This is a genomic window from Streptomyces sp. BB1-1-1, from assembly GCF_031597775.1.
GTDB lineage: Bacteria > Actinomycetota > Actinomycetes > Streptomycetales > Streptomycetaceae > Streptomyces > Streptomyces thinghirensis.
Map to the genome: position 1 here is coordinate 7,199,803 of NZ_CP134203.1, position 23,737 is coordinate 7,223,539.

At 74.4% G+C, this 23,737-nt stretch carries 25 protein-coding genes; 18 read left to right on the top strand and 7 right to left on the bottom strand.

Annotated features, from left to right (window positions below; all coding sequences use genetic code 11):
* Positions 1–25: 25 nt before the first annotated feature.
* Together tuf and RI578_RS33005 are read left to right on the top strand one after the other, a co-directional pair.
* Positions 26–1,204: an elongation factor Tu gene (gene tuf / locus RI578_RS33000; RefSeq protein WP_310874461.1), complete on the top strand. Its 1,179-nt coding sequence runs from the start codon at positions 26–28 to the stop codon at positions 1,202–1,204.
* A gap of 125 nt (positions 1,205–1,329) precedes the next feature.
* Positions 1,330–2,175 carry a fused MFS/spermidine synthase gene (locus RI578_RS33005; RefSeq protein ID WP_310874462.1) on the top strand — a complete coding sequence of 282 codons (846 nt, stop codon included), beginning with the start codon at positions 1,330–1,332 and terminating at the stop codon, positions 2,173–2,175.
* 21 nt (positions 2,176–2,196) lie between these two features.
* Here RI578_RS33005 and RI578_RS33010 read toward each other — a convergent pair whose 3' ends face one another.
* Both RI578_RS33010 and RI578_RS33015 read right to left on the bottom strand, forming a co-directional pair.
* A complete protein-coding gene (locus RI578_RS33010; protein WP_310874463.1) occupies positions 2,197–3,222 on the bottom strand; it encodes a hypothetical protein in 1,026 nt (341 codons plus the stop codon).
* An 84-nt stretch (positions 3,223–3,306) separates the two neighbouring features.
* Entirely contained in the window at positions 3,307–4,254 is a 948-nt protein-coding gene (locus tag RI578_RS33015) for a hypothetical protein (RefSeq protein WP_310874464.1), read from the bottom strand.
* An 85-nt stretch (positions 4,255–4,339) separates the two neighbouring features.
* Here RI578_RS33015 and RI578_RS33020 point away from each other — a divergent pair, with 85 nt between their 5' ends.
* Positions 4,340–4,777, top strand: coding sequence for a DUF4442 domain-containing protein (locus tag RI578_RS33020; RefSeq protein ID WP_310875920.1), 438 nt, complete (start codon positions 4,340–4,342; stop codon positions 4,775–4,777).
* Positions 4,778–4,885: 108 nt separating this feature from the next.
* Complete coding sequence (locus tag RI578_RS33025) at positions 4,886–5,509, top strand: DedA family protein (RefSeq protein ID WP_310874465.1); 624 nt, start codon at positions 4,886–4,888, stop codon at positions 5,507–5,509.
* Positions 5,510–5,572: 63 nt separating this feature from the next.
* Here the strand turns inward: RI578_RS33025 and RI578_RS33030 are convergent, their stop codons facing one another.
* Positions 5,573–6,109, bottom strand: coding sequence for a gamma carbonic anhydrase family protein (locus RI578_RS33030; RefSeq protein ID WP_310875921.1), 537 nt, complete (start codon positions 6,107–6,109; stop codon positions 5,573–5,575).
* Positions 6,110–6,216: 107 nt separating this feature from the next.
* Between RI578_RS33030 and RI578_RS33035 the strand changes: the two genes are divergently transcribed.
* Both RI578_RS33035 and RI578_RS33040 read left to right on the top strand, forming a co-directional pair.
* The gene (locus RI578_RS33035) at positions 6,217–7,020 is read left to right on the top strand and encodes an acyltransferase (protein ID WP_310874466.1); all 804 of its coding nucleotides are present in this window, start codon (positions 6,217–6,219) and stop codon (positions 7,018–7,020) included.
* Between the two features lie 107 nt (positions 7,021–7,127).
* Entirely contained in the window at positions 7,128–7,685 is a 558-nt protein-coding gene (locus RI578_RS33040; protein WP_310874467.1) for a YbaK/EbsC family protein, read from the top strand.
* Positions 7,686–7,689: 4 nt separating this feature from the next.
* On the opposite strand, the gene RI578_RS33045 is transcribed toward RI578_RS33040, so the two are convergent.
* On the bottom strand, positions 7,690–8,769 hold the full coding sequence (locus RI578_RS33045) for a cation diffusion facilitator family transporter (protein ID WP_310874468.1): 1,080 nt from the start codon (positions 8,767–8,769) through the stop codon (positions 7,690–7,692).
* Between the two features lie 67 nt (positions 8,770–8,836).
* On the opposite strand from RI578_RS33045, the gene RI578_RS33050 reads away from it, so the two are divergent.
* Complete coding sequence (locus RI578_RS33050; protein ID WP_310874469.1) at positions 8,837–9,196, top strand: metalloregulator ArsR/SmtB family transcription factor; 360 nt, start codon at positions 8,837–8,839, stop codon at positions 9,194–9,196.
* Between the two features lie 9 nt (positions 9,197–9,205).
* On the opposite strand, the gene RI578_RS33055 is transcribed toward RI578_RS33050, so the two are convergent.
* The gene (locus RI578_RS33055) at positions 9,206–10,408 is read right to left on the bottom strand and encodes a 4-hydroxybenzoate 3-monooxygenase (protein ID WP_310875922.1); all 1,203 of its coding nucleotides are present in this window, start codon (positions 10,406–10,408) and stop codon (positions 9,206–9,208) included.
* A 195-nt stretch (positions 10,409–10,603) separates the two neighbouring features.
* Here RI578_RS33055 and RI578_RS33060 point away from each other — a divergent pair, with 195 nt between their 5' ends.
* From RI578_RS33060 to RI578_RS33070, 3 genes are all read left to right on the top strand, one after another.
* Positions 10,604–12,022: a hypothetical protein gene (locus RI578_RS33060; protein ID WP_310874470.1), complete on the top strand. Its 1,419-nt coding sequence runs from the start codon at positions 10,604–10,606 to the stop codon at positions 12,020–12,022.
* A gap of 61 nt (positions 12,023–12,083) precedes the next feature.
* Positions 12,084–13,415, top strand: coding sequence for a MoxR family ATPase (locus tag RI578_RS33065; RefSeq protein ID WP_310874471.1), 1,332 nt, complete (start codon positions 12,084–12,086; stop codon positions 13,413–13,415).
* Between the two features lie 185 nt (positions 13,416–13,600).
* Positions 13,601–14,845, top strand: coding sequence for a DUF2201 family putative metallopeptidase (locus RI578_RS33070; protein ID WP_310874472.1), 1,245 nt, complete (start codon positions 13,601–13,603; stop codon positions 14,843–14,845).
* 12 nt (positions 14,846–14,857) lie between these two features.
* Here RI578_RS33070 and RI578_RS33075 read toward each other — a convergent pair whose 3' ends face one another.
* Positions 14,858–15,265, bottom strand: coding sequence for a CoA-binding protein (locus tag RI578_RS33075; RefSeq protein ID WP_310874473.1), 408 nt, complete (start codon positions 15,263–15,265; stop codon positions 14,858–14,860).
* Positions 15,266–15,416: 151 nt separating this feature from the next.
* On the opposite strand from RI578_RS33075, the gene RI578_RS33080 reads away from it, so the two are divergent.
* From RI578_RS33080 to RI578_RS33100, 5 genes are all read left to right on the top strand, one after another.
* Entirely contained in the window at positions 15,417–16,133 is a 717-nt protein-coding gene (locus tag RI578_RS33080) for a hypothetical protein (protein WP_310874474.1), read from the top strand.
* On the top strand, positions 16,130–16,333 hold the full coding sequence (locus RI578_RS33085; RefSeq protein WP_310874475.1) for a hypothetical protein: 204 nt from the start codon (positions 16,130–16,132) through the stop codon (positions 16,331–16,333). The genes RI578_RS33080 and RI578_RS33085 overlap by 4 nt, the downstream gene beginning before the upstream one ends.
* Positions 16,334–16,350: 17 nt before the next feature.
* Complete coding sequence (locus RI578_RS33090; protein WP_310874476.1) at positions 16,351–16,977, top strand: YigZ family protein; 627 nt, start codon at positions 16,351–16,353, stop codon at positions 16,975–16,977.
* Between the two features lie 103 nt (positions 16,978–17,080).
* Positions 17,081–18,244, top strand: coding sequence for an exonuclease SbcCD subunit D (locus RI578_RS33095; RefSeq protein WP_310874477.1), 1,164 nt, complete (start codon positions 17,081–17,083; stop codon positions 18,242–18,244).
* Complete coding sequence (locus RI578_RS33100) at positions 18,241–21,234, top strand: SMC family ATPase (protein WP_310874478.1); 2,994 nt, start codon at positions 18,241–18,243, stop codon at positions 21,232–21,234. The genes RI578_RS33095 and RI578_RS33100 overlap by 4 nt, the downstream gene beginning before the upstream one ends.
* Positions 21,235–21,249: 15 nt before the next feature.
* Here RI578_RS33100 and RI578_RS33105 read toward each other — a convergent pair whose 3' ends face one another.
* On the bottom strand, positions 21,250–21,696 hold the full coding sequence (locus tag RI578_RS33105; RefSeq protein WP_121750250.1) for an Lrp/AsnC family transcriptional regulator: 447 nt from the start codon (positions 21,694–21,696) through the stop codon (positions 21,250–21,252).
* A 124-nt stretch (positions 21,697–21,820) separates the two neighbouring features.
* On the opposite strand from RI578_RS33105, the gene RI578_RS33110 reads away from it, so the two are divergent.
* Genes RI578_RS33110 through RI578_RS33120 form a run of 3 tightly spaced genes read left to right on the top strand, consistent with a single transcriptional unit; the run spans position 21,821 to position 23,737 of the window.
* Positions 21,821–22,297, top strand: a complete 477-nt coding sequence (locus RI578_RS33110; protein ID WP_310874479.1) for a rhodanese-like domain-containing protein — start codon at positions 21,821–21,823, stop codon at positions 22,295–22,297.
* Between the two features lie 21 nt (positions 22,298–22,318).
* Positions 22,319–22,837: an immunity 21 family protein gene (locus RI578_RS33115; RefSeq protein WP_310874480.1), complete on the top strand. Its 519-nt coding sequence runs from the start codon at positions 22,319–22,321 to the stop codon at positions 22,835–22,837.
* A 54-nt stretch (positions 22,838–22,891) separates the two neighbouring features.
* A complete protein-coding gene (locus RI578_RS33120) occupies positions 22,892–23,737 on the top strand; it encodes an SDR family oxidoreductase (RefSeq protein WP_310874481.1) in 846 nt (281 codons plus the stop codon).

The following is a 23,737-nucleotide window of genomic DNA, read 5'->3' on the forward strand; positions in this document are numbered from 1 at the left end:
CGCCACGAGGCTTCGAGGTACCGCCATGTCCAAGACGGCGTACGTCCGCACCAAACCGCATCTGAACATCGGCACGATGGGCCATGTCGACCACGGCAAGACCACCCTGACCGCCGCCATCACCAAGGTGCTCGCCGAGCGCGGCGCCGGCAGCACCACCCAGTACGTCTCGTTCGACCGCATCGACCGCGCCCCGGAGGAGGCGGCGCGCGGCATCACCATCAACATCGCGCACGTCGAGTACGAGACCGACACCCGGCACTACGCGCACGTCGACATGCCGGGTCACGCCGACTACGTCAAGAACATGGTCACCGGCGCCGCCCAGCTCGACGGGGCGATCCTCGTCGTCTCCGCGCTGGACGGGATCATGCCGCAGACCGCCGAACACGTCCTGCTCGCCCGGCAGGTGGGCGTCGACCACATCGTGGTCGCGCTCAACAAGGCGGACGCGGGGGATGAGGAACTGACCGACCTGGTCGAGCTGGAGGTGCGGGACCTGCTCACCGCGCACGGCTACGGCGGCGACGCCGTGCCCGTCGTACGGGTCTCGGGGCTGAAGGCGCTGGAGGGCGACCCGCGGTGGACGGCGTCCGTCGAGGCGCTGCTCGACGCCGTGGACACGTACGTACCCATGCCCGAGCGGTATCTGGACGCGCCGTTCCTGCTGTCGGTGGAGAACGTGCTCACCATCACCGGCCGCGGAACCGTCGTCACCGGCGCCGTCGAACGCGGCACCGTCCACGTCGGCGACCGGGTCGAGGTGCTCGGGGCGTCCGTCGAGACGGTCGTCACCGGCCTGGAGACCTTCGGCAAGCCGATGGACGAGGCCCAGGCCGGGGACAACGTGGCGCTGCTGCTGCGCGGTGTCGCCCGCGACACGGTGCGTCGCGGCCATGTGGTCGCCGCACCCGGCAGTGTCGTGCCCGCGCGGCGCTTCTCGGCGCGGGTGTACGTGCTGTCGGCGCGGGAGGGCGGGCGTTCGACGCCGGTCGCCACGGGGTATCGGCCGCAGTTCTACATCCGTACGGCTGATGTCGTCGGAGACGTCGACCTCGGCGAGGTGGCGGTGGCGCGGCCCGGCGACACCGTCACGATGACGGTCGAGCTGGGCCGGGACGTGCCGCTGGAGACGGGGCTCGGGTTCGCCATCCGTGAGGGCGGCCGGACCGTGGGGGCGGGAACCGTGACCACGGTGGGGTGAGTGCCCCTGGCCGTGCGTGGGGGACCGCGGGGCCCGTGGTGGCTGGTCGCGCCCACGCGGCGGAGCCGCATATCGATGCAGCCCCGCGCCCCTACGGGGGCGCTTCGCACAGGCACAATGAAGAGGTGAAGGAAGCCATACCGCTCAGCCGCGTCACGGACCACGGCACCGCCAAGCTCATGCCCGACGTCGACCGGAAGCGGGCCTGGCTGCTCACCGTCGACGGGGCGCCGCAGTCGTACGTCGACCTGGACGAGCCGGCGCACCTGGAGTTCGAGTACACGCGCCGGCTCGGCCACGTCCTGGACACGGTCGCCGAGCCGGGGCGCGCCCTGGACGTGCTGCACCTCGGCGGGGGCGCGTTCACCCTGCCCCGGTACCTGGCCGCCACCCGGCCCGGCTCCCGCCAGGACGTCGTGGAGGCCGACCGGGGGCTGCTGGACCTGGTCGCCGAGCACCTGCCGCTGCCGGACGGCGCGGGCATCACCGCGCACGGCGCCGACGCCCGCGCCTGGCTGGAGGCCGCACCCGCGGACTCGGCCGACGTCCTGGTCGCCGATGTCTTCGGAGGCTCACGGGTGCCCGCGCACCTGACCTCCGTCGCCTACGCCCGGGAGGCGGCGCGGGTCCTGCGCGCCGACGGCGTGTACGTGGCCAACCTGGCCGACTCCGCGCCGTTCCCCTTCCTGCGCCCGCAACTGGCCGGGTTCGCCACGCTCTTCGAGGAGCTGGCGCTGATCGCCGAACCGGGGGTGCTGCGCGGACGCCGCTTCGGCAACGCCGTCCTCGTCGCCGCGCACCGGCCGATCGACACGGCCGCGCTGGCCCGGCGCACCGCCGCCGACGCCTTCCCGGCCAGGGTCGAGCACGGGCCCGCGCTGCGGAACCTCATCGGCGACGCGCGGCCGGTGCGCGACGAGGACGCCGTACCGTCGCCCGAGCCTCCCGCCGGGGCGTTCGGCATCGGCTGAGCGGTGTGCGGCGCCGCGCGCCTACGAGTCGGTCGGCGGTTCCTCGGTGAGGCGCACGGTGCTCAGGATCTTCTGGATCGTCGCCTCCGGGACCTCCTCGTCGACGCCCTTGGCGCCGTACAGGTTCCAGGTGACGAAGTCGCCCGCGCTGTTCTTGAAGGCGAAGGTGATCGCCTTGCCCTCGCTGTCGCACTTCCCCTTCTGGGGCGTGCCCTGCGAGTACGCCGTGATGACGCTGCCCTTGATGCCGGACGTCGTGGTGTACGCCTTCGGCTTGCCGTACTTCACGCTCTTCTTGTCCGGCTGGGTGTAACCGCCGAAGATCCACCAGGGCACCCGCGTCTCGGCCGCCATGTCGGTGTCCTTGGCGCCGCTCTCACCGCGGGTACCGGTGGTGGCGAGGGCGGTGCTCTCCTTGCGGCCGTCCTTGTTCTCGTCTGTCGTGCACCACTCGGACTTCAGGTAGGCCGGGGCGGTGACCGTGGTGCGGTCGGTCTTGCCCTTCTCCTCCCACTCGAAGCCGACGCTGGTGTCGGTGCTGTCGATCTCCCAGTCGGCGGGCACGTCGAACATGGTGCCGAAGCGCGGGTTGGCGACGACCTTCCAGCCGTCGATGGTCGCCTTCAGCCCGTCGCCGCCCCGCGGGTTGTCCTCGTCGCCGGACGCGCTCGGGTCCGTGGACGGGGTCTCGGACTTGTCCGCGGACGCGCTCGCGGACGGCTTCTTGTCCTTGCCGTCGTCCGCCTGGTCGTCCTTGTCACCGCCCAGCACCAGGAACCCGGTGACACCGGCGGCCACCACCACGGCGAGCGCCGCGACGATCGCGACCACCTTCGTCCGGTTGCCGCCACCGCCACCCCCCGGGGACGGCTGCGGAGCCCCGGGGGGCTGCGGAGCACCCCACTGCTGCTGCCCGTACGCGCCGGGCTGCTGCTGTTGCTGGTAGCCGGGCTGCTGATACGGATTCGGCTGCTGGTACCCCGGCTGCTGATACGGATTGTTCTGCGGGTTCTGCTCGCCCCCGGGCGGCTGCTGTCCTGGCCACATGAGAGGTCACCCTAATGCCGCCCAGGACACGATTCGGTCACCGGCCCTTGTCAGGGACGTACCGAAGTCGTGAACGTGCGTCCGTCAGGAGTCCGCCGGCGTGAACTCCCTGACGGTGGCGAGGATCTTCCGGACGGTGGCGTCCGGAACCTCGTCGCCGACGCCCGCGGCGCCGAAGAACGACCAGGAGACGAGGTCGCCGTCGGCGGCTTCGAAGGCGAACGTCGTCGCCTTGCCGTCCACGTCGCACTTGCCCTTCTTCTCGACCCCGGACGAACGGGAGGTGGCGACGCTGCCCTTGATGCCGGAGGCGGTGGTGAAGGAGGTCACCGGTCCGGTCGTGACCTTGTCGCGGGCCGGCTGGGCGAAGGCTCCGTAGACCCAGGCCGCCGAGTCGTTCCGGGCGATCTCCTCGGTGCCGCGCGCACCGTTGTTGCCGCGTGTGCCGGCGCTCGCCAGCGGTGTGTCATCGACCCAGCCGTCCCGGTCGCTGTCCGCGGAGCACCACTTCTCCTCGAGGACGGCCGGGGCGTTCATGGCGACCAGGGGCTTCTCCTCCGGGTCGTCGTCCTCCGCGACGTAGGTGACCCAGGTGGGCGACTGCGGTACCCAGGAGGACGGTACGTCGAAGGCGATGCCGTCGTCGGGGTTGGCCACGACGCGCCAGCCCGCGACGGTCGGCTTCGGGCCGTCGTCCCCGCCCCGCGGATCGTCGGCGGCCGACGCGGATGCCGAAGAGGAGGAGGTGGTGGTGGGGCCGGGCTCGGCCCGACCCTCCTCGTCCCCGCCCAGAAGGACGGCCCCGGTCACGGCGGCGGCCACCACGACGGCCGCGGCGGCGACGAGGGCAACGAGCTTCGTAGGGCCGCCGGGACCCCGTCCGGGCGGCGGGGCGGCCGTGGCCGTGGGCGCGTTCCAGGAGGCGGGTCGCTGCCCGGCGTACGGCGGTTGCTGCTGGTAGCCGGGCTGCTGGTACGGGTTGGGCTGCCGCGGGTCCGGGCCGCCGGCGGCGGGCTGCTCTCCTGGCCACATGGGCGGCAAGCATACGGCGATCATGGCGGATACCTGGCCCCAGGATGCTACTCATGGGTAACCTGCTGCCATGAGCGCAGATCAGATGTCGATCGGCGAGTTGCTCGCCGCCACGGTGCCGATGGTCCGGACCCTGAACCTCGAGTACCTGGAGACCACCCCGGAGAAGGCCGTACTGGCCCTCCCGGACCAGAGCGAGTACCGCAACCACGTCGGCGGACCGCACGCCGGAGCCATGTTCACGCTGGGCGAGTCGGCCAGCGGCGCGATCGTGCTCGCCGCCTTCGGCGACCAGCTCTCGCGGGCGGTGCCGCTGCCGGTCACCGCGGAGATCGCCTTCAAGAAGATCGCGCTCGGCCCGGTCACGGCCACCGCGACACTCGGCCGCCCCGTCGCCGAGGTCGTCGCGGAGCTGGACGAGGGCAGCCGCCCCGAGTTCCCGGTGAGCGTCGCCATCCAGCGCGAGGACGGTGCCGTGACCAGTGAGATGACCGTCATATGGACCCTGCGTCCCAACAGCTGACGCCCGTCGAAGCGGTAGGCTTCCCGGGTCGCCTCGTTCGAGGCGACCCGGGAAGCGGCGCGAGACCCACCCGGAACGCATCAGGGACGCGAATCGGAGGGTCTGGCCTTGCACGTCCAGGAGTGGCTCGACACGGTGCCCGCGGCGGCCGTCTACGCCGTCGTCGGACTGGTCATCGGTCTGGAGAGCCTGGGCATCCCCTTGCCGGGCGAGATCATCCTGGTCTCGGCGGCCCTGCTGTCCTCCCAGCACGGCGCCGTCGACCCGCTGGTCCTGGGCGCCTGTGCCAGCGCGGGCGCGGTGATCGGCGACTCCATCGGGTACGCCATCGGCCGCAAGGGAGGCCGGCCGCTCCTGGCCTGGCTGGGCGGGAAATTCCCCAGGCACTTCAGCGAAGGGCACATCGCCACCGCCGAACGGTCCTTCCAGAAGTGGGGCATGTGGGCCGTGTTCTTCGGCCGCTTCGTCGCCCTGCTCCGGATCTTCGCGGGCCCGCTGGCCGGCGTGCTGCGGATGCCGTACTGGAAGTTCCTGATCGCCAACGTCCTCGGCGGCATCGTCTGGGCGGGCGGCACCACCGCCGTCATCTACTACGTCGGTGTCGTCGCCGAGTCCTGGCTCAAGCGCTTCTCCTGGCTGGGCCTGGTGGTGGCCGTGGGCATCGGCGTCGCGTCGATGCTGGTCCTGAAGCGCAAGGCGAAGAAGGCCCAGCCCCTCCCCGCCGCCGAGTAGAAGCGCCCCCGAAGGGGCGCGGGGAACTGCGCGACCAGCCACCTACAACCCGCGGACGGCCTTCTACAGACCGCCCCCCACCGCTCCCCGATGCTCCACGGCCAGCGCCGCGTACATCGTGCCGTTCAGCGTGACTCCCTGACGCTCCTCCTCCGTCAGTTCCCGCCTCACCTTCGCCGGCACTCCCGCGACCAGCGAGCCCGGCGGCACCTCCATCCCCTGGGGCACCAACGCCTGCGCCGCGACCAGCGACCCGGCGCCGATCACCGCGCCGTTGAGGACCGTGGCGCCCATGCCGATCAGGCAGTCGTCCTCGACGGTCGCGCCGTGCACCACGGCGTTGTGCCCGATGGAGACGCGCTCGCCGACGGTGACGGGGAACCCGGGGTCGGCGTGGAGCGTGCAGTTGTCCTGGACGTTGCTGCTCGCGCCGACGGAGATCCGCTCGACGTCGCCGCGCAGCACCGCGCCGTACCAGACGCTCGCTCCCGCGTGGAGCGTCACGTCCCCGATGACCGAGGACGTCGGCGCCACGAAGGCCTCCGCGTCCACCTTCGGATCCTTGCCGCCGATGCCCGTGATCAGCGCCTGCTGCGTCATCATCGCCTCCTGCTCGGGTGATGTACGGCACCGTACGCCACCCGGTGGGGTGAAGATCACAGGCCTCCGAAGTCATGGCCGCACCGCGTGCCGACTACCGTGAGCGGGTGCCGAAGCGCAAGAACACGTATCCGTCCTGGCGGAGCCGCCTCGCGCAGCGGGCCGTCCACGCCGGCTGGGCCTGGGTGCAGCGCACCGGCTCCGTCACCGCCGCACACCCCGGACGCTTCCGCTTCGGGGCGCTGGGCACGGGCACCCGGCTCGCCTTCCCGCTCGGCACGGTCTTCGGCGAGCCCTGGATCCACGTCGGCGCCCACTGCATCATCGGCGAGCAGGTGACCCTGACCGCCGGACTCATGCCCGACCTCGACCTCGGCCCCGAGCCCATCCTGCGCATCGGCGACGGAGTGGTCCTCGGCCGCGGCAGCCACGTCATCGCGGACACCACGGTCACCATCGGCAGCGACTGCTACTTCGGCCCGTACGTCTACGTCACCTCCACCAACCACTCCTACGACGACCCGCACCAGCCCATCGGCAAGCAGTGGCCCCGGATGGACCCGGTGGAGATCGGTTCCGGCTGCTGGATCGGCACCGGCGCGGTGATCCTGCCCGGCGCGCGGATCGGGCGGAACGTGGTGGTCGCCGCCGGTGCCGTGGTCCGGGGCACGGTCCCCGACCACGCCGTGGTGGCGGGCGCGCCGGCCCGTGTCGTACGGCGCTGGACGCCCGGCGAGGGCTGGCAGCCGCCGCTGCGGACGCCGGCTCCGGTGCCGATCCCCGACGGGGTCACGCCGGGACAGCTGCGGGCGCTGTCGAAGCTGGACGACGAGGCGGTGGCCCGGCTCGCCGAGCTGGACGACCGGGCGGAAGGGGCGGGCAGGCTCGCGGAGCCGGCCGCCGAGAGCTGACAGCGGCGGACTCGGTGCCGCCCGTTCGCCGACACGCCTGTATGCCGGGACGCCCGTACGCCGAGACGACCGTTCGCGGTGCCGGGCGCTGTTGTTAGCGTGCGGCCATGCACGCACCCATCGGGAACTTCGACAACGCCACGCCCGCTCCGGACGCCCTCGACGAGCTGACCCGGCCGGTCGCCGACGCCGTACGCCACTGGCGCGGGAGCGTCCCCGCCGACCAGATGGTCTACGTCGACACCGACCCGGAGTGGGCCGACACCGCCACCTTCGTCGAGCACTACGGCCGTGAGTTGCTCGAACAGTCCGCCAACTGCGTGGTGGTCACCGGCAAGCGGGGCGGCGGCACGACGCTGGCCGCCTGTGTGGTGCTCTCCACCACCCGGGTCGACGTCAACGGTGTCGTACGCCGCCACCTCGGCGCGCGCAAGGCCTCCTTCGCCTCGATGGACACGGCGACCGGCGAGACCGGCATGGAGTACGGGGGCATCACCCCGGTCGGCCTGCCCGGCGACTGGCCCGTGCTGGTGGACTCGGCCGTGGTCGACCTGCCGTACGTCCTCGTCGGCAGCGGACGCCGGCGCGGCAAGCTGCTGGTGCCGGGCAAGACCTTCGCGGAGCTGCCGGGAGCCGTGGTACTGGAGGGGCTGGGCGTCGCCTGACCCTTCACGCGGTGGCGTGGTGGACCAGCGCCAGGTGCGGGTCCGTCTCGCCCGGAGCCGGTGCCGGGTCGGCGTGGACCAGGGCGGCGGTGAGCCGCGGGACGGCGTGCAGCAGGGCGTGCTCCGCGTCGACGGCGATGCGATGGGCCTGCCGGACCGTCGCCTCGCCGTCCACCACCAGGGCCACCTCGGCGCGCAGCCGGTGCCCGATCCAGCGCAGCCGCAGCTCACCCACCCCGCGCACGCCGGGCACTTCGGCCAGTACGCGCTCGGCCCGGTCCACCAGCGCCGGATCGACGGCGTCCATCAGGCGCCGGAACACCTCGCGCGCCGCGTCCCGCAGGACCAGCACGATCGCGGCCGTGATCGCCAGCCCGACGACCGGGTCGGCGAGTCGCCATCCCAGCGCCGCGCCGCCCGCGCTCAGCAGCACGGCCAGTGACGTGTAGCCGTCCGTCCGGGCGTGCAGACCGTCGGCGACCAGTGCGGCGGAGCCGATCGACCGGCCCACGCGCATCCGGTAGCGGGCCACCCACTCGTTCCCGGCGAAGCCGACCAGGGCGGCGACGGCCACCGCCGGGACGTGTGCGACCGGGCGCGGGTCGAGCAACCGGTCCACCGCCGTCCACGCCGCCAGGACCGCGGACGCGGCGATCGTCAGCACGATGACGACGCCTGCGAGATCCTCCGCCCGCCCGTAGCCGTACGTGAAGCGCCGGGTGGCCGCGCGCCGGCCCAATACGAAGGCGATGCCCAGCGGTACGGCGGTCAGCGCGTCCGCGGTGTTGTGCACCGTGTCGCCGAGCAGGGCCACCGACCCGGAGACCACCACCACGGCCGCCTGTGCCACCGCCGTCGCGCCGAGCACCGCCAGCGACACCCACAGGGCGCGCAGTCCACGGGCCGAGGACTCCAGCGCCGGGTCCAGCTTGTCGGCGCTCTCGTGGGAGTGCGGGGCGAGACGGTGCGCGAGGCGGCGCCACGGGCGGGTGGGGGAGTGGTGGCCGGGGGTGTGGACATCGTCGTCGTGGTGCTGGTGCTGGTGCTGGTGCTGGTGCTGGTGCTGACGGTGCGGGTCGCTCACGGGGTGCCCCTTCCGGTGGTCCGGTGCGGTGGTGGACTCCCTGCGTCCAACAGACCATTATGTGCGTATGAGCGCACGCATGCACCTGTCACCTGCGGACGATGCGCACCCGCGCACCCCCGGCGAGGAGCAGTTCGCGCTCGCCGCCGAGGTCCTGGCCCTGCTCGGCGACCGCACCCGCCTGACCCTGCTGCACGCCCTGACCGCCGGGGAGGCCGACGTCACCACCCTGACCGAGGCGTGCGGTGCCGCCCGGCCCGCGGTCAGCCAGCACCTGGCCCGGCTGCGGCTCGCGGGGCTCGTGAGCACCCGGAAGGAGGGGCGGCGGGTCGTGTACGCGCTGCGTGACGGGCACCTGCGCCGCCTGGTCGACGAGGCGCTGAACGTGGCCGACCACCGGCTCGGCGACCGGCCGCTCCACGACTGAGAGGGAGTCTCAGCCGCCGGTACGGGCGCCGAGGTACTGCTCGGCGAACGCAGCCGCCGCCACGGGTGAGTCGAACGGGCGCCGCAGCCGGGCCAGCGCGGCGCCCGCGCGGTACGGGTCGCCCGAGGCCGTGCCGTGGTACATCTCCGCGAGCCACTCGGAGAACTCCTGGTAGTCCCACGCCCGGGCGAGACACGTGGCCGAGTAGCCGGACAGGCCGGCGTCGTCGCCCTTCGTGAGGCGGGCGACCAGCCCGTCGCCGAGCAGGAAGGCGTCGTGCAGGGCGAGGTTCAGGCCCATGGCGGCGACGGGGGCGGTGAGGTGGGCCGCGTCCCCGGCCAGGAAGAGGCGACCGTGGGCCATGGGCTCGACGACGTAGCCGTGCATGTCCAGGACGCGTCTCTCGATCAGCCGCCCCTCCTTGAGCGGCGGCGCGCCGACCGCGCCGAGCCGTTCCCGCAACTCCGTCCAGACCCGCTCGTGGGGCCAGTTCTCCGGGGCGTCGCCCGGCGGGCACTGGAGGTAGTAGCGGGTCACCTCGGGGCTGCGCGCCATGTGTCCGGCGAAACCGCGCGGATGCATGCCGAAGACGACACGGTCCGAGGACGGCGGCGCCTCCGCCAGCAGCGCCAGCCGGCCGACGCCGTAGTCGTGGCGTGCGACACGGACGCGATCGGGCGGCAGCGCCGCCCGCGACACCCCGCGCGCACCGTCGCAACCGGCGACGAAGCCGACTTCCACGACGCGCCGTTCACCGGAACCGGGGCACGTGTACGACACCGACGGCCGGCCCGACTCCAGCCCGTGCGGGCCGACGTCCCGTACGCCGAACCGGATCTCCCCGCCCCGCACGTCCGCGTACTCCCGGACCAGGTCCGTCACCAGGAACTGCTGCGGACAGATGAAGTGGTGACGGCCGGTCAGTCCCGTGTACCCGAACCGGTACCGCGCCCCGTCGAACCGGAACTCGCACTCGGTGTGCGCCTGCGCCCGCTCCAACAGGTTCCGCGCCAGTCCGCGCCGTTCCAGCCCGCGTACGGCCCACTCCTCGATGACCCCGGCGCGGGGCCGCCGCTCGATGAACTCCCGGGTCCCGGCCTCCAGGACCAGACAGTCGACGCCCGCCGCGCGCAGGATGTTGCCGACGGTGAGCCCGGCGGGACCGGCGCCCACGACGACGACCGAAAAGCGTTGTGAAACACGTTGCGGCACACGGGAGTTGCCGCGGGCGGAGGCTGCGTTCACCCGGAACATTATGTCGGCGGCACGCGGCCCACGAGAATGCTCCGGGCGGGCCTGCCACGCGGAAAACACCTGGCAGGTCGGTGCCGGCGCGGCTATGCTCCCCGCGATGACTACTCCTCCTGTCTTCAGATTGGGGGACCCGTCCGCGCAAGGTGAGTGCTGATGCTCACTCACACCGCGAACGGGGACTCCCGCCTCTCCTTCTGGCCGCGCGTGCGCGAGTTCGCCGTGCCGCCGTCCATGATCGATGCCGCGACCGCCCGCCGCCGTGCCGGGGACTGGGCCGGGGCGTGCGCCGCCGCGGGCATCGACGTCGACCTCAACCTGCGTTCCGTGGCGCGCACGCACGGCCACGACCTCGCGACCCGCGTCCGGGCCGATCTGCGCCACCTCGCTCCCGACCTGCTGCGCTGGCACATGCCGAGAATCGCTCCGGACGGGCTGCTGCGCCCTGGCCTCACGCTCACCCTGGCGCGGTACGGCATGGCGGGACGCGACGGATCGCCTCCGGTGCATCTGGTGGTCCGGACCCCGCCCGCCCGGGCGGACGGCGGCCAGCGGATCAGCCTGGCCCTGTGGGACGGCTCCGGTCCGGAAACCGGCGTCCCATGGCACCCGCACCCGCGGCCCAACCGGCGGTTCCGGCTCGACCTGCACCGCCACCTGTGGGACGCCCGCCGGACCGATGAACTGCGTGTCCGGTCGGGGGCCGACCTGCCGCCCACTGACGACCCGCCCCGGCGTCCCTACCCACCCGGGACGATGCCTCCAGGGCGCCGCGGTGCCGTCGACCGGTGGGCGGCGGAGGCGGGGCTCCTGCTCCGGGCCGAGGGCTCGCCGGCGGCCGGCACCCACACCGTCACCGTGCGGCTCGGGGCCGGGCGACGGCTGGCCCTGGTGCTGGCCACGGACCGGATCGGCGCCGGTCCGCACCTGCTGCGGATCGACGAGGCGCGCACCGGCGGAGCCGCCTCCGCGCCTCCGCTGCTGCCCGACGCGGCGACCTGGGTGCCACCCGACCTGGAGCTGGTACGCGCCGGTGCGATCGAGGCCGACCGGCTGCATCCGCTGGTCGCCGCCGCGCTGGCACCGGACCGCATGCCGACCGCCGCTTCGTCCCGGGCTCCGTACGCGGACGCGGCGGGACAACCACGGCTCGTGGACTGCCGGGGAGCCCGGCACCGGATCGGCCTCGTCGACGGGGTGCTGGCGGCGCTCGACCACGACCCGGCGGAGATCCGCCGCGAGGAGATGCTGGCCGCGCTGACCGGCACGCCGCTGCCCTGCCTCCAGGTCATCGACGAGGCGCACCGACGTCCGGAGTGCCTCCCCGACATCCGCGAACGCCTCGACCACGGCGACACCACCGGCGCCCTCGCCGTCGTCGAAGCGCTGCTGGGCCCCGCCGCACGCCTGCGCGACGGCGCCCTGCGCGACGAACTCGAGGCCGCCGCGCTGCGGCGGATCACGTACGGGATGTTCCGCGCGGGCCTCGACGGACCCGGTCCGGGGCGCGTCGGTCCGGACCGTCACCGCCCCCGCGTCGGCCGCTCCCACCCGCGCCACGCGACCCGCGCCTGACCCGGGGGGCTTCCCTCCCCGCACCGGCTTCCGCCCACGACGAACTCTCAGGTGATGACATATGACGACTTGTGCACCCTCGGCCCGCGTACCCGCCGCCGGTCCGCCCGCCGCTCCCTCGAATCCCTCCGCTTCCCCCGCTCCCCCGGACCCCGCCGCTTCCCCCGCCGCCCCCTCCCAACTCGACGTCGCCGGTGAGCTGCTGACCCTGCTGCGCGACACGACCACCGAGCCGCGGCCCGACACCCAACTGGAGGCTCTCACCCTGGCCGTGGCCGCCGACCTTCCCGTGCTGCTCTGGGGCGAGCCCGGGATCGGCAAGACCGCGGCCCTGACCCAGCTCGCGGCCGCCCTGGACCTTCCGCTCACCACCGTGATCGCCAGCGTGCACGAGCCGTCCGACTTCTCCGGGCTGCCCGTCGTCGGGGACGATCCCGCGGAACAGGGCGTCCCGATGGCCCCGCCGGACTGGGCGGTGCGCCTCGTACGGGCCGGCCGGGGCCTGCTGTTCCTGGACGAGCTGTCCGCCGCTCCGCCCGCCGTTCAGGCCGCCCTGCTCCGTCTCGTCCTCGAACGGCGGATCGGCGCCCTGCGACTGCCGCCCGGGGTCAGGATCGTGGCCGCCGCCAACCCGCGGTCCTCGGCGGCCGACGGCTGGGAGCTGAGCCCGCCGCTGGCCAACCGGTTCGTCCACCTCCAGTGGACCCACGACCACGACGTCGTCCTCCGGGGTCTCGGCGGGACCTGGCCCCGGGCGACCCTGCCGCGGCTCGATCCGGACGGCCTCCCGGAGGCCGTGCGCTACGCGCGCCGCGCGGTGTGCGAGTTCCTCACCGCCCGCCCCGGTCTGGTGCACCGGCTGCCGAGCGGCGAAACGCGCCGGGGCGGCGCCTGGCCGTCGCCGCGGAGCTGGGAGATGGCCCTGTGCCTGATCGCCTTCGCGACCGCGGCCGACTCCTCCAGGGAGGTGCTGTCCCTGCTGGTGCGCGGCACCGTGGGCGACGGTCCCGGGCTGGAACTGATGGCCGGACTGGACCGGATGGACCTCCCGGACCCCGAGACGCTGCTCGCCGACCCGTCGGGTGCCGTCCTGCCCGAGCGGGGGGACCTGCGCCAGGCCGTGCTCGACGGCGTGGTGGCCGCGGTACGCAAGCACCCCGACAAGTCCCGCTGGGACGCGGCGTGGGCGCTGCTGGCCCGGGCCATGGAGACCGGCGCCCCGGACGTCGTGGTCGTCCCCGCCACCACGCTCGCCAACCTGCGGCAGCAGGACTGGGACGTCCCGGCGTCCATCGACCGTCTCGCCGGAGCCATGGCCCTGTCCCGGCGCGCGGACCGGGCGGCGGATCGAGCGGCGGCGCGGACCACGGGCGCCGCGAAGGCGGCACGATGACATCGGCCGCGTCGATCACGGCGACGAACGCGCAGCCTCCGGCGGACGCGCAGGATCCGGCGAACGCGCAGCCCCCGGCGGACGCCCGGGCTGCGGCTGCGGTTCCGACTCCGGCTCCGGCTCCGGCTCCGGCTCCGGCTCCGACTCCGGCTCCGAGCCCCGCTCCGGCTCCGGCTCCGACTCCGGTGCGGCTCGACCTGGACAAGCTCTTCGCCGCCCGGCTGCAGGCCGCCAGGGCTCGGCCCTACCTGGCCACGGCGCTGTTCGCCCTGCACGTCGTCCCGTCGCGCCGGGTGCCGACGATGGCCGTCGACCGGTACTGGCGGTGCTACGCCTCACCGGTCTTCGTGGACCGGACGCCCGTGGAGGAACTGGCCGGCGTCTGGGTGCACGAGGTGTCGCACCTGCTGCGCGACCACCACGGGCGCAGTGACCGGGTCGCGCGCGAGCGCGGGCTGACCGGCCCCGCGGAACGGCTGCGCATGAACATCGCCGCGGACTGCGAGATCAACGACGACGTGTTCGGCGACGGGCTGGTCCGGCCCGAGGGCGCGGTCGAGCCGCGGCTTCTGAAGCTGCCCGAGGGACAGCTCATGGAGGACTACCTGCGCCAGTTCCGGCTCGGGCGGCTCACCGAGAGCCTGGCCTGGCTGGACTGCGGCAGCGGCGCCGACGGTCTGGAACGGGAGTGGGACCTCGGGCCGGACGGCGCGGACGGGCTCAGCGAGCAGGAAAGGGACGCGGTGCGGTTCCGGGTGGCGCAGGGCATCAAGGCCCGCCCGGGGCGGGCACCGAGGGGATGGCAGCGCTGGGCGGAACAGGCCTTTCATTCTCCGCAGCCGTGGCGGGAGTTGCTGGGAGCCGCGGTCCGCTCGGCGGCCTCCGGAGGCGGCGCGGGCGAGGACTACACGTACGGCCGGCCGTCGCGGCGCTCGGTCTCCATGCCCGGCGTCGTACTGCCGAGCCTGCGGCGCAGACCGCCCCGGGTCGCCGTGGTCATCGACACCTCCGGGTCGGTCAGCGATGCCGAACTGGGCAGCGCGCTCCTGGAGGTCGCCGCGATCGCCCGCGCCGTCGGCGGCCGCCGCGACCTGGTCACGGTGGTGCCCTGCGACGCGGCGGCCCGGGTCGCGCACTCCCTGTGCCGTGCCGAGGGGATCCCCCTGGTGGGCGGGGGCGGCACGGACCTGCGCACGGGTTTCGCCAAGGCGCTGCGCGCGCGTCCCGCACCGGACGCCGTCGTGGTCCTGACCGACGGGCAGACGCCATGGCCGGACACACGGCCGCCGTGCCGGACGGTCGTGGGTCTGTTCCCCCGCCACGGGACGGGCGGTTCCTGGGACGAGAGCGATCCCGAGTACGTGCCCGACTCACCGCCCGACTGGGCACGCGTGGTGGAGATCGGGTCGGACCCGGCAGGTGGCCGGTGAGGCGTCGCGGGGTCAGCCCAGCCGCGGGATCTCGATCGCCGGGCAGCGGTCCATCACCATCTCCAGGCCCGCGGCCCGGGTCCGCTCGTACGCGGCCTCGTCGATCACCCCGAGCTGGAACCAGACGGCCCCGGCGCCCTTCGCGGCCGCCTCGTCGGCGACCGGTCCGGCCAGGTCGCTGTTGACGAAGACGTCGACGACGTCCACGTCGAAGGGGATGTCCGAGAGGGAGGCGTACCCCTGCTCGCCGTGCACCGTCTCCGCCTTGGGATGCACCGGCACGACGCGCTTGCCGAAGCGCTGCAGGACTTCGGCGACGCCGTAAGCGGCGCGCTCCCGGTTGGACGAGAGACCCACCACGGCCCAGGTGTCGCCGAGCTCGGTGAGGATCTTGCGGACGGTTGCCTCGTCGCCGTACACCGGCGGCCTCCTTGTGCTCCTGGACGACTCGCGTGTCGCGTCCTCCGGTCGGGACAACGGACGGCGGCGTGCGGAGATTCCCCACGCGGCGGGGGAGGGTGGCGAGCGCGCCCCCTGTGCGCCACCGCCCCGCCCCGCCTACGCTCGCCCCGTGCTGCGCATCATCGACGCCCGGACCTCAGAGCCCGCCCTCGCCGCCCCCGCCCGACGGGGGCCGACCCGTGTCGAGGCGCACGCGCCGGGCCGCGACACGACCGGACTGCGCGTGCTGCTCGTCGCCGACCTCCTCGTCCGCGCCCTGGAACTCGACGGCACGCCCACCTGGGCACTGCTGACCGGTGCGGACGAGGCAGCGGGGCTGCGTGCGGACGCCGCGGCCCTCGGTATCCGGCCCTTCGAGGACGGCGGCGCCGGCACCGGTCCGGGCGCGGGCCAGGCCGTGCACGTCGTACGCGAGGGAGCGGTCGCTCCGGACGGGACGACGGTCGCCGTCGCCCCCGTGGACGAGGCCGGACGGGCGGCCACCGCCGACCCCGACGCACTGCGTCTCGCCCTGCTGGAGCGCCACCACCGCGCGCGCGTGGAGCTCGACGCGACCGTGCTGGCCGACGCCGGGGACACGCTCGCGCGCTGGCGCCGCGCGGTCGCCGCCTGGGCGCGGCAGCCGTCGCGCCCCGTCCCGGGCGAGGTACGCGACCGACTGCGCGCCGCCTGGGAGGACGACCTCGACACCCCCGGGGTGCTGCGGGTCCTGCGCCAGGTGGAGCAAGACCCGGACCTTCCGGACGGAGCCCGGTTCGAGACCTACGCCTACGCCGACCGGTTCCTCGGCCTGCACCTCGCCCGGGACATCGGAGCCCCGGCGTGATCGCGCGCCCCGGGGCGGGCCCGCTGCGCCGCCTGGTCGTCCCGCGGCACCCCAAGCCGGCGCGCCCCGCCGGTGTCGCCGACCACGACCGTCCGCTCGCCGGGCGCGGTCGCCGCGACGCCCCCGCCGCCGGACGGACCCTCGCCCCCGGCGCGGCCCTGCTCACCGCGATGACCGTGCCGAGGGGCGTGCCGCGGTGAGCGCATAGGCTGGCCGGATGCAGGACGAGTACCGCACGGTCGCCCGCGCGGGTGTGCACGAAACCGAGATCAACCGCTCCCGCTTCCTGTGCGCCCTCGCCCCGGCCGCCACCGAGCAGGAGGCCCAGGCGTTCGTCGCGGCCGTACGCAAGGAGCACGCGGACGCCAGCCACAACTGCTGGGCGTACGTCATCGGCGCCGACGCCGCCGTGCAGAAGGCCAGCGACGACGGCGAGCCCGGCGGCACCGCCGGCGTCCCGATGCTCCAGATGCTGCTGCGCCGCGACATGCGCTACGTCGTCGCCGTCGTCACCCGCTACTACGGCGGCGTCAAGCTCGGCGCGGGCGGACTCATCCGCGCCTACGGCGGCGCGGTCGGCGAGGCCCTGGACGACCTGGGCACGCTCACCCGCCGCCGGTTCCGCCTCGCCACGGTGACCGTCGACCACCAGCGCGCCGGCAAGCTCCAGAACGACCTGCGCACGGCGGGACGCGCGGTGCGCGACGTGCGGTACGCCGAGGCCGTCACCATCGAGGTCGGCCTGCCGGAGGCCGACGTGGACGCCTTCCGGTCCTGGCTCGCGGACGCCACCGCCGGGTCGGCCGGGTTCGAACTGGGCGGCGAGGCGTACGGGGACGCGTGACAGGGTGGCAAAAAGGGCGTAACGGCCTTTACGGGGTAGGGTCGAGGGGCGAAACGGGAGTAACCACCCGGGCTGTCGGACCCTGCCGTTAGTCTCGGGGATCATGCGACTGCTGCACACTTCCGACTGGCATCTCGGCCGGGCGTTCCACCGGGTGAACATGCTCGGCGCCCAGGCCGGATTCATCGGCCACCTCGTCGAGACCGTGCGCGCGCACGGCGTCGACGCCGTGGTCGTGTCGGGAGACGTGTACGACCGGGCGGTGCCACCGCTCGCCGCCGTCGAGCTGTTCGACGACGCACTGCACCGCCTCGCCGACCTCGGCGTGCCGACAGTGATGATCTCCGGGAACCACGACTCGGCCCGCCGCCTGGGTGTGGGCGCCGGACTCATCGACCGCGCCGGCATCCACCTGCGCACCGACCCGGCGGGCTGCGGGACCCCGGTCGTGCTGGAGGACGCGCACGGTGAAGTGGCCTTCTACGGCCTGCCGTATCTCGAACCGGCGCTGGTGAAGACCGAGTTCCGGGTCGAGAAGGCGGGCCACGAGGCCGTGCTCGCCGCCGCCATGGACCGGGTCCGCGCCGACCTCGCCACGCGCGCGCGGGGAACGCGCTCCGTCGTCCTCGCCCACGCCTTCGTCACCGGCGGCGAGCAGAGCGACAGCGAACGGGACATCACCGTCGGAGGGGTGGCCGCCGTGCCCTCCGGTGTGTTCGACGGCGTCGACTACGTGGCGCTCGGGCACCTGCACGGCTGCCAGACCCTCACCGAGCGCGTCCGCTACTCCGGCTCCCCGCTGCCGTACTCCTTCTCCGAGCACCGGCACCGCAAGAGCATGTGGCTCGTCGACCTGGACGCCGACGGCTCGGTCACCGCCGAGCGCGTCGACTGCCCGGTGCCACGCGACCTCGCCCGGCTGCGCGGCACCCTGGAGGAGCTGCTCGCCGACCCCGGGCTCACCCCGTACGAGGAGGCGTGGGTCGAGGCGACCCTCACCGACCCGGTCCGTCCGGCCGACCCCATGGCCCGGCTCACCGACCGCTTCCCGCACACGCTGAGCCTCCTCTTCGACCCCGAGCGGGCCCCGGACGACCCGGCCGTGTCCTACGCCCGGCGCCTCGCCGGACGCAGCGACCAGCAGATCGCGGAGGACTTCGTCACGCACGTGCGCGGCGCCGGACCCGACGACCACGAACAGACCGTGCTGCGGGACGCCTTCGACGCGGTGCGCGCGGACGAGACCCTGCGGGAGGTGGCCCGGTGAGGCTGCACCGGCTGGACGTCACCGCCTTCGGGCCCTTCGGCGGATCGCAGGGGGTCGACTTCGACGACCTGTCGGCGGCCGGACTCTTCCTGCTGCACGGACCCACCGGCGCCGGCAAGACCTCCGTCCTCGACGCCGTCTGCTACGCGCTGTACGGCTCGGTGCCCGGCGCCCGCCAGAGCGGCCAGGGCATGAGCCTGCGCAGCGACCACGCCGCCGTCGGCACGCGCACCGAGGTGCGCCTCGAACTCACCGTCGCCGGACGGCGGCTGGAGGTCACCCGGCAGCCGCCCTGGGAGCGTCCGAAGCTGCGCGGCAAGGGCACGACCGTCGACAAGGCCCAGACCTGGCTGCGCGAGTACGACGCGGGCGCCGGGACCTGGAGGGACCTGAGCCGCTCCCACCAGGAGATCGGCGAGGAGATCACCCAGCTGCTCGGCATGAGCCGCGAGCAGTTCTGCCAGGTCGTGCTGTTGCCCCAGGGCGACTTCGCGCGCTTCCTGCGCGCCGACGCGGAGGCGCGCGGCAAGCTCCTCGGCCGGCTCTTCGACACCCGGCGCTTCGCCGACGTCGAGAAACGCCTCGCCGAGCGCCGCCGCGCCACCGAGGCCCAGGTGTGCGAGGGGGACGCCACGCTGCTGGCCGACGCCCACCGGATGCAGCAGGCCGCCGGTGACGCGATGGGACTGCCGGAGCTGGCGCCGGGCGAGCCGGGCCTCGCCGAGGCCGTCCTCAGCGCCGCCGCCGTCGCCCGCAGCACTGCCCGCGAGCTGCTGGCCGTCGCCGACTGCCGGCTCTCGGCCGCGGAGTCCGCCCAGGCCGCCGCCGAACGTGAACTGGCGGGCGCACGGGAACTGGACCGGCTGCAACGCCGGTTCGCGGAGGCGCGGGAGCGGGCCGCACGGCTGGCCGAGCGGGCCGACGCCCACCGCGCCGCGCAGGAACGCATGGAGTGCGCCCGCAAGGCCGAAGCGGTCGCCCCCGCACTGGAGCTGCGGGACGCCGCCGACGCCGAACACCGGCGGGCCGCGGCCGCGGAGGAGCGCGCGCGTGCCCTGCTGCCCCAGGACCTCGCGGACGCCGGCGCCGCGGGACTCGCCGCCGCCGCCCGCCGGGCCGCCGAGGAACTCGGCGGGCTGGACTCCGCCCGCCGGGCCGAACAGCGCCTCGGTGAACTGGTCGAGGAGCGGACCCGGCTCGACCGGCAGGAGCGCGCCGACGAGGACGTCCGGCACGAGGCCGAGACCTGGCTCGCCGACTGGGAGGCCACGCGCACCGGACTGCGGGCCGACGTCGACTCCGCGCAGGAAGCGGCGACCCGCGCCGAACAGCTCGCCGTGCAGCGCGACCCGGCACAGCGGCGGCTGAACGCGGCCCGGCAACGGGACCAGTACGCCGCCGACACGGAAGAGACCCAGCGGCACGCCCTCGCCTCGGCCGAACACGCCGTCGAGGCCCGCGCCCACTGGCTCGACCTCAAGGAACAGCGGCTGAACGGCATCGCCGCCGAACTCGCCGAAGGCCTCACCGAAGGCGCACCGTGCGCCGTGTGCGGCGCCACCGAACACCCCGCCCCGGCACGCAGGATCGCGGGACACGTCGACCGCGAGGCGGAGGAGCGCGCCCTCGCCGCCTACCAGGACGCCGACGAGCGCCGCGCGGACGCCGAACGGCGCCTGGGCACCGTACGGGAAGCCCTCGCCGCCGCCACCGCGGAGGCCGGGGACGCGCCCACCGCCCGCCTGGCCGAAGAGGCCGAGGAACTGGAGCGGCGGTACGCGCAGGCGCGGGCGAGCGCCTCCGGGCTGCACACCGCTCAGGAGGAGCTGCGCCGCGCGGAGCACGAGCGCGAGCAACGGATCGCCGCCCAGCAGCAGGCCGCCGTCCGGGCCGCCTCCCGGGTCGGCAACCGGGAGCGGCTGGAGAGCGAACGGACCGCGCTGGAGGAGGAGCTGACGCGGGCCCGCGGCAACGCCGACAGCGTCGCCGCGCGGGCCGCGCAGCTGGAGCGCCGGGCCACGCGGCTGACGGAGGCCGCCGACACCGCCCGCGTCGCCGAGGACACGGCCCAGCGGCTCAAGGACGCCGACGCCCGCCTCGCCGACGCCGCCTTCCGGGCCGGCTTCGACACCCCCCGGGACGCGGCCGCCGCGCTGCTCGACGACGCCGCCTACCGTGAGCTGCAACGCCGGCTCGACGCCTGGGACTTGGAGGAGGCGGCCGTCCGCGCGGTCCTGACGGAAGCCGACACCGCCGCCGCGGCCCAGCAGTCGCCCGCCGACCTCGCCGCGGCGCAACACACCGCCGCCGACGCGGGCCGGCGCCTGCGCGACGCCTCCTCGGCCCGCGACGCCGCCGCCCGCCGCTGCGCCGAACTGGACCGGCTGTCCGCCCACGCCGCCACCTCCGTGCGCCGGCTCGCCCCGCTGCGCGAGGAACACGGCCGAGTCGCCCGCCTCGCCACCCTCGCGGCGGGCACCTCCGCGGACAACGAACGCCGGATGCGCCTGGAGTCCTACGTGCTGGCGGCCCGCCTCGAACAGGTCGCCGCCGCGGCGACCGCGCGGCTCCAGCGCATGTCCTCCGGCCGCTACACCCTCGTCCACTCCGACGACCGCACCGGGCGCGGCCGCAGCGGTCTCGGCCTGCACGTCGTCGATGCCTGGACCGGCCGCGAGCGGGACACGGCCACGCTGTCCGGCGGTGAGACGTTCTTCGCCTCGCTCGCCCTCGCGCTCGGCCTCGCCGACGTCGTCACAAACGAGGCGGGCGGCGTCCGTCTGGACACCCTCTTCATCGACGAGGGCTTCGGCAGCCTGGACGACCAGACCCTCGACGAGGTCCTGGACGTCCTCGACTCGCTGCGCGAGCGGGACCGCAGCGTCGGCATCGTCAGCCATGTCGCCGACCTGCGGCGGCGGATACACGCCCAACTGGAGGTCGTGAAGGGGCGGTCGGGGTCGGTGCTGCGGCAGCGCGGTACCGGCTGAGCGGTCGCGGGGATCTCAGCGGCCCAGCGGCCGGCGGGGGAGCGGTGAGGAGTAGACGACGCTCGTGGTGACCGAGCCCAGCGCGCTGATCCGGCCCGACACCTCCTCCAGGTGCCGCATCGACCGGGCAGCGACCTTGATGACGAAGCAGTCGTCCCCCGTGACGTGATGCGCCTCCAGGATCTCGGGGGTGACCGCGACCAGATCGTGGAACGGCTTGTAGTTGGCGACCGGATAGCGTAACCGCACGAAGGCCAGGATCGGCAGCCCCAGCCGTTCGGGGTCGACGACCGCCGCGTACCCCCGGATGACCCCCGCCTCCTCCAGCCGGCGCACCCGCTCGGTCACCGCGCTCGCGGACATCGAGACCGCACGGGCCAACTCGGCGAAACTGGCCCGCCCGTTGCGCTGGAGGGCGCCGAGGATGAGCCAGTCGGTGGCGTCCGGGGAATACTCGGTCATCGGGCATGAATAGCAGGGAATCCCCGGCCCGACAAGGGACGGACCAGGAGATGTGCCTTCTGGAGAGGTGCCTGCGGACCTTAGATTTCTGGCCAGGAGATCCAACCGAGGAGAGGCCGCGCCGATGAACACCACCACTGTCAACCCCGTCCTGCGCGCCGCCCCCGCGCCGCCCGCCGAGGCCGCCGCGTACTTCCGGGCGAGCCTCGCCTTCCACGCCGACGTCACCGACGTCGCCGCCGCGCTCGCGGCCGACGGCGACCCGGGGTTCGTCCTCGTGGACTGCCGTTCCACCGAGTCCTGGGACCAGGGCCACATCCCCGGCGCCGTCCACCTGCCCACCGCTCTCATGCCCGAGCAGGCCGGCCGGCTCCTCGACCCGGCCGTGCCGGTGGTGACGTACTGCTGGGGCCCCGGCTGCAACGGTGCGACCCGCGCCGCCCTCGCCCTCGCCGAACTCGGCTACCGGGTCAAGGAGATGCTCGGCGGCTTCGAGTACTGGGTGCGCGAGGGCTTCGCGCACGAGACCTGGCAGGGCACCGAGCGCCGCGCCGCCGACCCCCTGACCGCCCCGGTGGACGCGGGCGACTGCGGCTGCTGAGCGGCGTGTAGGTTCTGCGGCATGGTGCGATACGCGGAGCCGGGCGCGGTGGAGTGGGTGGAGTCGGGCGGCGGTCCGCTCGTCGCGGTCCCGGAGACGGTCCTGCCGTTCTGGACCGGCGCCGACGGCGAGGAGACGGACTCCGACTACGACCGGGCCTGCGAGATCGACGGCCACGTCGGACTCCTCCCGGTCGGCGACTGCGCGGCCCTGGTGCTCGGCGACGAACCCGCCTCCACCGCCTATCTGCCCGACCACGGCACCTTCGTCCGCTGGTGCGCCGCGGACTCCGAGGACGAGGTGCTGGCCGGCGTCCCCGCCGCCCTCGACGCGGCCGAGTGGGAGCCCGAGGTGTCCTGGCAGGTGCCCGGCCCCGTGCTCCTCTTCGACGCGGCCTGGCCCGGCACCGCCTGCGACCGTGCCGACCATGTGCGGGTCGCCCTGGCTCCCGGCCGGTACGCGGTGCGCGCGGCCGAGGTGCGCCCCGGGCCGGAGACCTGGCTGAACGTCGTACAACTGCGGCGGCTCGCGGACCGTTAGCCACCGCGGATATCGGGCTGCGTCGTCGCGGCGGCCCAGCCATGATGGGTGCCCATGCCACGACTTCCGCACCCCACCCCCGAAGACCTCCGCCGTGACCCCCTGCCCCTGCGCGGCCGGACCGCGCTCGTCACCGGAGCCAGCCGGCGCGGCGGCATCGGCCACGCGGTGGCCCGGCGGCTCGCCGCGTACGGGGCGAGCGTCCACCTGCACCACCACGTCCCGCACGACGCCGCCATGCCCTGGGGCGCCGACCGGCCCGAGGACGTGGTCGCCTCCGTGCGCGCGGCGCTCGGCGACCCGGACGCCACCGTGACGGCCGGCCCCGGCGACCTCACCGACCCCGCCGCACCCGGCGAACTGGTCGCCACCGCCGCCGAAGCGCTCGGCGGACGGCTGGACATCCTCGTCGCCAACCACGCCCTCAGCGGCAGCGACGGCACCCTCGACACCATCGACGCCGCCATGCTCGACGCGCACTGGCAGGTCGACACCCGCTCGGTACTGCTGCTCGTCCAGGCCTACGCCCGGCTGCGCGCCGCCCTGCCGCCCCGCAGGCCCGGTGGGCGCGTCGTGATGATGACCTCCGGCCAGGACATCGCCGGCGGCATGCCCGGCGAGATCGCCTACGCCCTGCAGAAGGGCGCACTCGCCTCCATCACGCGCTCCCTGTCGACGACCCTCGCCGAACACGCGGTCACCGTCAACGCGGTCAACCCCGGGCCCGTGGACACCGACTACATGACCGGCGAGGACTACGAGGCCATCGCCGCGCTCTTCCCCGCCGGGCGGTGGGGCATGCCCGACGACCCGGCCCGCCTCGTCGCGTGGCTCGCCACGGACGAGGCGGAGTGGGTCACCGGCCAGGTCGTCGACTCCGAGGGCGGCTTCCGCAGGTGA

Bases quoted from the DNA above. Each gene is read 5' to 3' on its own strand.
- RI578_RS33120 (WP_310874481.1), top strand. From the start codon at position 22,892: ATGCCACGACTTCCGCACCCCACCCCCGAAGACCTCCGCCGTGACCCC.
- RI578_RS33095 (WP_310874477.1), top strand. From the start codon at position 17,081: ATGCGACTGCTGCACACTTCCGACTGGCATCTCGGCCGGGCGTTCCAC.
- RI578_RS33050 (WP_310874469.1), top strand. From the start codon at position 8,837: ATGAGCGCACGCATGCACCTGTCACCTGCGGACGATGCGCACCCGCGC.
- RI578_RS33115 (WP_310874480.1), top strand. From the start codon at position 22,319: ATGGTGCGATACGCGGAGCCGGGCGCGGTGGAGTGGGTGGAGTCGGGC.
- RI578_RS33010 (WP_310874463.1), bottom strand. From the start codon at position 3,222: ATGTGGCCAGGACAGCAGCCGCCCGGGGGCGAGCAGAACCCGCAGAAC.
- RI578_RS33065 (WP_310874471.1), top strand. From the start codon at position 12,084: ATGACGACTTGTGCACCCTCGGCCCGCGTACCCGCCGCCGGTCCGCCC.
- RI578_RS33020 (WP_310875920.1), top strand. From the start codon at position 4,340: ATGTCGATCGGCGAGTTGCTCGCCGCCACGGTGCCGATGGTCCGGACC.
- RI578_RS33110 (WP_310874479.1), top strand. From the start codon at position 21,821: ATGAACACCACCACTGTCAACCCCGTCCTGCGCGCCGCCCCCGCGCCG.
- tuf (WP_310874461.1), top strand. From the start codon at position 26: ATGTCCAAGACGGCGTACGTCCGCACCAAACCGCATCTGAACATCGGC.
- RI578_RS33015 (WP_310874464.1), bottom strand. From the start codon at position 4,254: ATGTGGCCAGGAGAGCAGCCCGCCGCCGGCGGCCCGGACCCGCGGCAG.
- RI578_RS33105 (WP_121750250.1), bottom strand. From the start codon at position 21,696: ATGACCGAGTATTCCCCGGACGCCACCGACTGGCTCATCCTCGGCGCC.
- RI578_RS33060 (WP_310874470.1), top strand. From the start codon at position 10,604: ATGCTCACTCACACCGCGAACGGGGACTCCCGCCTCTCCTTCTGGCCG.
- RI578_RS33090 (WP_310874476.1), top strand. From the start codon at position 16,351: ATGCAGGACGAGTACCGCACGGTCGCCCGCGCGGGTGTGCACGAAACC.
- RI578_RS33040 (WP_310874467.1), top strand. From the start codon at position 7,128: ATGCACGCACCCATCGGGAACTTCGACAACGCCACGCCCGCTCCGGAC.
- RI578_RS33030 (WP_310875921.1), bottom strand. From the start codon at position 6,109: ATGACGCAGCAGGCGCTGATCACGGGCATCGGCGGCAAGGATCCGAAG.